This is a genomic window from Streptomyces sp. NPDC001663 (assembly GCF_042893105.1).
Taxonomy (GTDB): Bacteria; Actinomycetota; Actinomycetes; order Streptomycetales; family Streptomycetaceae; genus Streptomyces.
Genome location: NZ_JBIAUR010000047.1, coordinates 1 through 5,681 on the forward strand (window position 1 = coordinate 1; position 5,681 = coordinate 5,681).

Genomic DNA, 5,681 nt, shown 5'->3' on the forward strand with positions numbered 1-5,681 from the left:
ACTGGAAAGAGGCACTGAACCAGTTCTCACTCTTCTTCGAGGACCGGCTCAGCATCCAATGAAACCAGGCGACTTACACAAGATCACTGACACGCTCCTGCGGGCTTCTTTCGGGGAGCCGGCACGGCAGGTTGGTCGGGTGCGGCGGCGGGTTCTGCGGGCTGGGGGGTGATGCCGAGGGCTTGCTGCATGTGCACGAGCAGGGTGTGGTCGTGCTGCAGGGTGGCCGACTGGTGCTGCAATGCGGTGATTTCTGTGCTGACGCGTTCTTGTTCCTTGAGGTTGTGTTCAAGGTCGCTGGTTACCTGTGCGGTGTACTGCGAGGTGAGTCCGGTGGAGGCGGTGGTGTTCTCGGACATGGTGCTGACCTTTTTGCGAGGTCTCGGCCGAAAGGAGTCTGTAGCTGCCGCGCGGCCGGGGCGGGGGTTCATGGCTGGCCGATGGGTGGGTCCGATGCGGGGGTGAGGTCGTGTGTGTGGAAGCTGTAGCGGGCCAGGTCGGTGCACCAGCGTCGGTACTGGTCGACCGTGGTCGGGATGGGCTGGGTCTGCTCGAGGTCGTGGAGCACGGCGCGGAGGGTGCGGGTCATGCGTTCGTAGGCCGGGGGCGCTGAATTGTTGTCCTCGAGCAGGGCCATGATGTTCGTGCTGTCGTTGGTGCAGGCGAGGAGGCGTCGGAAGAGTTCCTCGGCCGCTCGTGGGCTGCCGGCCAGGACGGCCAGGAGGATCTGGACGGCTTGGTAGGGGGCGGGGACGGTGGTGCTGGCGAAGGCGGGCAGGTCGGTGGCGGGGACACCGATGCGGACGAGCCGGTAGAGGTTGACCAGTCGCTTGGCGGCCCGTGGCGTGGGCAGCAGCCGTCCGAGTTGAGCCATGAATGCCGCTTCGACGGCTCCGATGCGCAGGCCCAGGGGCATGAGGTCGACGTGTTCGTTGCGACTGTGCGGGGCTGCGTCCGTGCCGGATTGCGAGCTGCTCTCGGCTCGGGGCTCGGACGTCGCGGAGTCGCTGGCCGGCGGGGTGCTTACTGGCTCTCGAAGCCGGGGGAGTACAGGGCCTTCGTCTGTGCTGGCCTCTTCGGCGGGGGACGAGGCTGGAGGCTCTGATCGCGCTGCAGGCGCCTGCGGGGCGGTTTCTGGGTGCGCGTTTGGCAGGAGTGAGGTTAGGTAGCGTCCCATGGTCTGGGCGGTCGGCGGGTTCAGGGCGTAGGGGATCTGGAAGATCTTGTCGAGGTAGTCCACTGTGGTCGCGAGGCCGCCGGTGTCCGGGCTGATGGTGGCGGCGTCGGGCATGTTCTCGTGCTGGAAGAGGGCGCTGTGGTGGTGGCGCAGTGAGTGGATCAGCCAGCGGGCGTCGACGGCCACGACGACGACGAACAGGTCCAGGCCGAGCATGAGATGTACGGCTTGAAGTACGTGGACGACGCGGTCCGGGGAGCACCGGTCGAGGTCGTCGATGTAGAGGACGATGCGTTGCAGCGGCGGCGCGGACTTCGTCCCGTCCGCCTTCCACTGGGTGCGGACAGCCGCCAGGTCGCGGCTGAGGCGTTGTAGGTCGGCGTGAGCTTGGCCCAGCACGCCTCGGTAGGGCTGGTAGGCCGTCCCATCGGCGCGTTCTTGGAGGAATTCGCCCAGGCGGGCTGCGGCGTCGACGAGGGCCAGTCGTTCCCGCAGTCCGCTGATGGTGGTCCTGATGTCGCGTTGTTTCGCGGCTAGTTCGCCGTATTGCCGCTCGGTGAAGCGGAGTAGTTCGCGGTGGGCTGTGCGCAGTCTCAACCAGAGTGGTCGTAGCGGCGCGGCCGCTGCAGCGGTGGCCAGCAGGCTGGTGAGTGCTGCGGTAAGGGGACCGCGTGTCAGCCAGGCGCCTGCGGCGAGTGCGGCGAGTGCTAGCCACAGCGCCAGCACCGGCAGGCTGAAGCGCAGGTCTCTTGAGGCTTGGAGTGCGGTGGCCCGCAGGACTCGGTAGGACCTGATGGGCGAGGCGAGGGACGCGAACTGTCCGGGGGCAGGTGTGGCGTTGTCGGCGGCGGCCAGCTGATCGGCGAGTTGCCGTTCGGTCTCCTCCTGCTGGTTCAGCTGCGTGCGCAGCGTCTCACGGTCCTGCTTCGCCTGTTGGGGATCGGGAGCGGCACTTGGTGTTTCGTCCTCGTTGTCACTGGCCAGGCTGGTGAACAGGTGCGTGATCAGTCCTGTCCAGACGTTGGTGTCGCTGTAGTGCCAGGCGTTGAACCTCACCTGCCGGACCGAGCTGACGAACGCGGTGCGGTTCGGCCGGCCTTGGGATCGTTCTGCCAGCTTGGTGACCTGCTGTTCGATCTGCAGCATGAGGCTGGATTTGCCGGCGCCCCAGTTGCCGATGAGGGCAATCGACAGAGGGAGTTGTGTTTCCGTAGCGGCGATCAGTTCGGCAAGAACCTCTACGTCACGGACCACGCCGAGGCGATCATCCTGGCTGGGGCTGTCGCTGTGGACTCCGGCCAAGGGACGGGCGCCGATCCGAGTGGTGAAGAAACCCGTGCCATCGTCAGCCGCGTCCGAATGGCGCAGGGTGAAATCGAGGATCCGGTCTCGGACCTGGTCTCGTTGAGCAGCATCGACGGCTTCGGCCGCAACACTTGTGCCGAAGGCACGGATCAGGTCATGCATCGCCCAGCTATCGGGCTGCGAGGTGTCTTCGATCAGATGGGCTGCGGCCAGGGAGCGAAGCGTGCGCCGCGCGTCACGGGTGTCGGTGTTAAGCCCCGCCGCAACAGCATCCGTGGAAAATCTCCGCCCGACGGTGACCGCGAGCAGAGCGAGCAACTGGGCCTGCTCTGGAGGAAGGTTGCGGTAGGACAGCTCGATCGCTGCAGCCACGCTCACTTCGCCGTCACCGAGGTGCTCCAGGCGCTGATCGGCTCCGGCCGCTTCAAGGAGCTCTTGTGCGAGTTCAGCAAGTGGGAGCGTGGGGTCGGTGGAGAGTCGACCAGCGAGGATGGCCACTGCAAGCGGCAGGCGCCCTGCGCTGTCCACGATGATGGCGGCGGCCTGAGGGTCGCCGGCGACGCGAGAGTCCTCTGGCCGCGAGCTGCGGATCGCCGCTTCGAGTAGGTGGACTGCCTCGCTCTTCGACAGCGGATCCAGGCTGATAGTGCGGGCCATGAGAGAGGGCAGCTGGTGCCGCGAGGTGATCACAATTCGGTGTCGTGGGTCGGCCGGAAGCAGGTGGCGCACCTCCTCGGCCGTGGCGACGTTCTCGACCACGATCAGCACAGCGCCCGGCAACCCGGCCAGTACCGTGCGGTACATTCCCGCGCGGCTGTGAACATCGATCGGGATGCGTTCCGGCGTAAGCGTCGCGTCCAGGGATCTCAGTGCCAGTTCCAGAACATCGGAAGGCGCGATCGACGCGGTCTGGTCGTAGCCGCGCAGGTCCATATAGAGGGATCCGCTGGGAAACCAGCCCTCACGTACGGCTTGATGGGCTGCTTGAAGGACCAGGGCGCTTTTGCCGACGCCGGCCATCCCGGTCACCAGGATGGCCCTGGGCTCGTGCGTGCGATCAGTTGCGGGGGCGAGGTGCTCCAGGAGGTCTTGCAGTTCCGGGGTACGGCCCGTGAATGCCTCGATGTTCCGCGGCAGTTGATGCGGAATCAGGGTGCCGGGCCGATGTACGTGAATGTCGGCCGAATGGATGGCTCCTATGGCGATGCCCCCACCAGTCGCGACAGCCCCAGAGTCGCCCGATTCCATGCTCTTCGCCCCCCCGGCTCTAGAAACTTCCGCGCTGACAGGAGAGTAGAGCCTCCTCGCGCCCCATCGCCTTGCTCCGAACGTCGCGCAGTCCTACGACACCCGACCTACCAGTAGCTTTCCAGAGATGATTGACGGTGCGTCAGCTGACGTGATGGCCTGGCGGTCTGTCGAGAGGCCGTCCTGGTAACCGGCGTCGGCCTCGTCCGCCGGGCCCACTGCTGCGGGGCTTGCTTGTGACGTCGCCCCTGACTGGCTTCTCGGTCTGTCCTGCGGGGCCGGGGGCCTGGTCGGCGGATATCTCGGTGCTCGTCTCCAGCCCCACCTGCCCGAGACCGCGCTGCGGCTTCTCCTCGGCACCCTTGCCGTCGGCATCGGCACTCTCTACGCCGGTCAGATCCTGTAGTGACCGCGCGTGGCTCAGGCCCCCAACGCTGGGGCCGCTTCCCTTGTGGCGGGCAAAGCCAGTCTGGGACAGACGGGGTGGGTCTGATGTGCGGTGGTGAGGCCCGGTAAAGATCGTTCTCCGATCGGCTGGAGATCGTTTTCCGACGGTCGGCAGGTGTTGTTCATGGTGGCCGGTACACCAAGAGGAGGAAGAAGCGGTCACGGGGGAGGTCCAGGCGGGTAGTACGTCGCGCTTGTCTGATGCGGGACGCCACGGGTGAGGTGGGCGCCGGAGACGAAGTCCATCAGGCGCCAGGGCAATCGGCGCGGTAGGGCCAGTCAGGTGTGTCCGATGGTGAACTGGCCCCGTGCGCCAGAGGCGAGCCAGAGGTCGAGGAACGCCGTGGCCGCACCGCCGATGGCGAGTCCGTAACGCGGACCGTACAGGGCTGGCTCGGCGACTGTGTGGCCGGTGCGTTCACCTCGGCCGTGATGGCCACCGCGGCCATGGTGGGGAAGCGCCTTGCTAGCCTTACTTTGGTTCGATGTCCCGCTGACATTGGGTCCAATTGTCCAGAAGCCCCACCCTTCCGCGGTGGCCGCCGCGGACTGCAGGGTGAGGCCTCTGGTATCGGATGTTCGTAGGTCCCGGCTGTTCCTTCAGCTGGGGCCTACGTGCGTCAGGACCAGAACTTCCACGCCCACGCGGCCAGCATGATTACTTCGCACGCCGCGGAGACTCTCTCCGAGGAGAGGTGTGGTCGCACCTGTTCCGTCCACCGATCTTGCAACCAGGAAAGCAGCTTCAAGATCGGCTCCCCTCCGGCCGTGAGGCCGTCGATGCGGGATGGCGTCCCGCGCCGCCGAGGTCACGTCCGTGCCCTCACGTGTTGGGTACGAAGCGCGATCACCGGTTAGCTGTCCTGACTCTCTTCACCATCCCCCGATTGGCTCAGGAGAGTGCACTAGGGGTCGACCATCGGGCCTATCGGCGGCACTCGGTGCCGCCAACTTGCCCCCACTCTGCACTCGTTGCTTTGTCCCGTAAAGCGCACTGTGACCTTCGCGACTCGTTTGATCGATCATTTTTTGTGAGGGTCCTTTGGTGGTTCGCGCGATGGGGTGATCCCGCAGCTGAGAGTGCAAGTCCAGCCCCGCGACTTGGAGTTGGATCCTGTGACCTTGAAGGGGCGAACGGGACTGTGCAGAGGGGAGCCAGTGCGAGGCAAGAGCCTGCCTCTCGCGCACAAACGCTGGGAAGGTCATGCGCAGGAAGTTCTCGCCGTAGCCAAGGCGGTTGTGCGTATGACGAGCGAGCGGATCGTCGAGCGATGCGACGACGCCCCGACGCCGTGGAGGGCGCCGATCTAGTACTTCTCGTAATTGCTGCGAATCTGTGTGACCTGTTGCCGACGCAGAAGACCGGGCTGCCGAACAGCAGGCGAGGCCGGCGTGAGGCTGCGCTGCCGCCGCTGCCTGGTTCTCTCACGATCCGTGCCCTGTCCCCAGACGCGTGAGCCTGCGCTGCCGCGGCCGCTGCGAGATGGCCGTGAGGCTGAAGACA

At 65.9% G+C, this 5,681-nt stretch carries 2 protein-coding genes and 1 pseudogene; 1 reads left to right on the top strand and 2 read right to left on the bottom strand.

Translation table 11 applies throughout. The features are described 5' to 3' along the window. Window positions 1–83: 83 nt before the first annotated feature. Together ACFY1L_RS55870 and ACFY1L_RS55875 are read right to left on the bottom strand one after the other, a co-directional pair. Window positions 84–359, bottom strand: coding sequence for a hypothetical protein (locus ACFY1L_RS55870; RefSeq protein ID WP_388843357.1), 276 nt, complete (start codon window positions 357–359; stop codon window positions 84–86). Between the two features lie 68 nt (window positions 360–427). Then, the gene (locus ACFY1L_RS55875) at window positions 428–3,730 is read right to left on the bottom strand and encodes a P-loop NTPase fold protein (protein ID WP_388843359.1); all 3,303 of its coding nucleotides are present in this window, start codon (window positions 3,728–3,730) and stop codon (window positions 428–430) included. A 238-nt stretch (window positions 3,731–3,968) separates the two neighbouring features. Here ACFY1L_RS55875 and ACFY1L_RS55880 point away from each other — a divergent pair. Further along, window positions 3,969–4,136, top strand: a pseudogene (locus ACFY1L_RS55880) (sulfite exporter TauE/SafE family protein); the annotation flags it as partial. Between the last annotated feature and the right edge of the window lie 1,545 nt (window positions 4,137–5,681).

Excerpts from the sequence above, each read along its gene's own strand:
- ACFY1L_RS55870 (WP_388843357.1), bottom strand. The coding sequence starts at position 359 with ATGTCCGAGAACACCACCGCCTCCACCGGACTCACCTCGCAGTACACC.
- ACFY1L_RS55875 (WP_388843359.1), bottom strand. The coding sequence starts at position 3,730 with ATGGAATCGGGCGACTCTGGGGCTGTCGCGACTGGTGGGGGCATCGCC.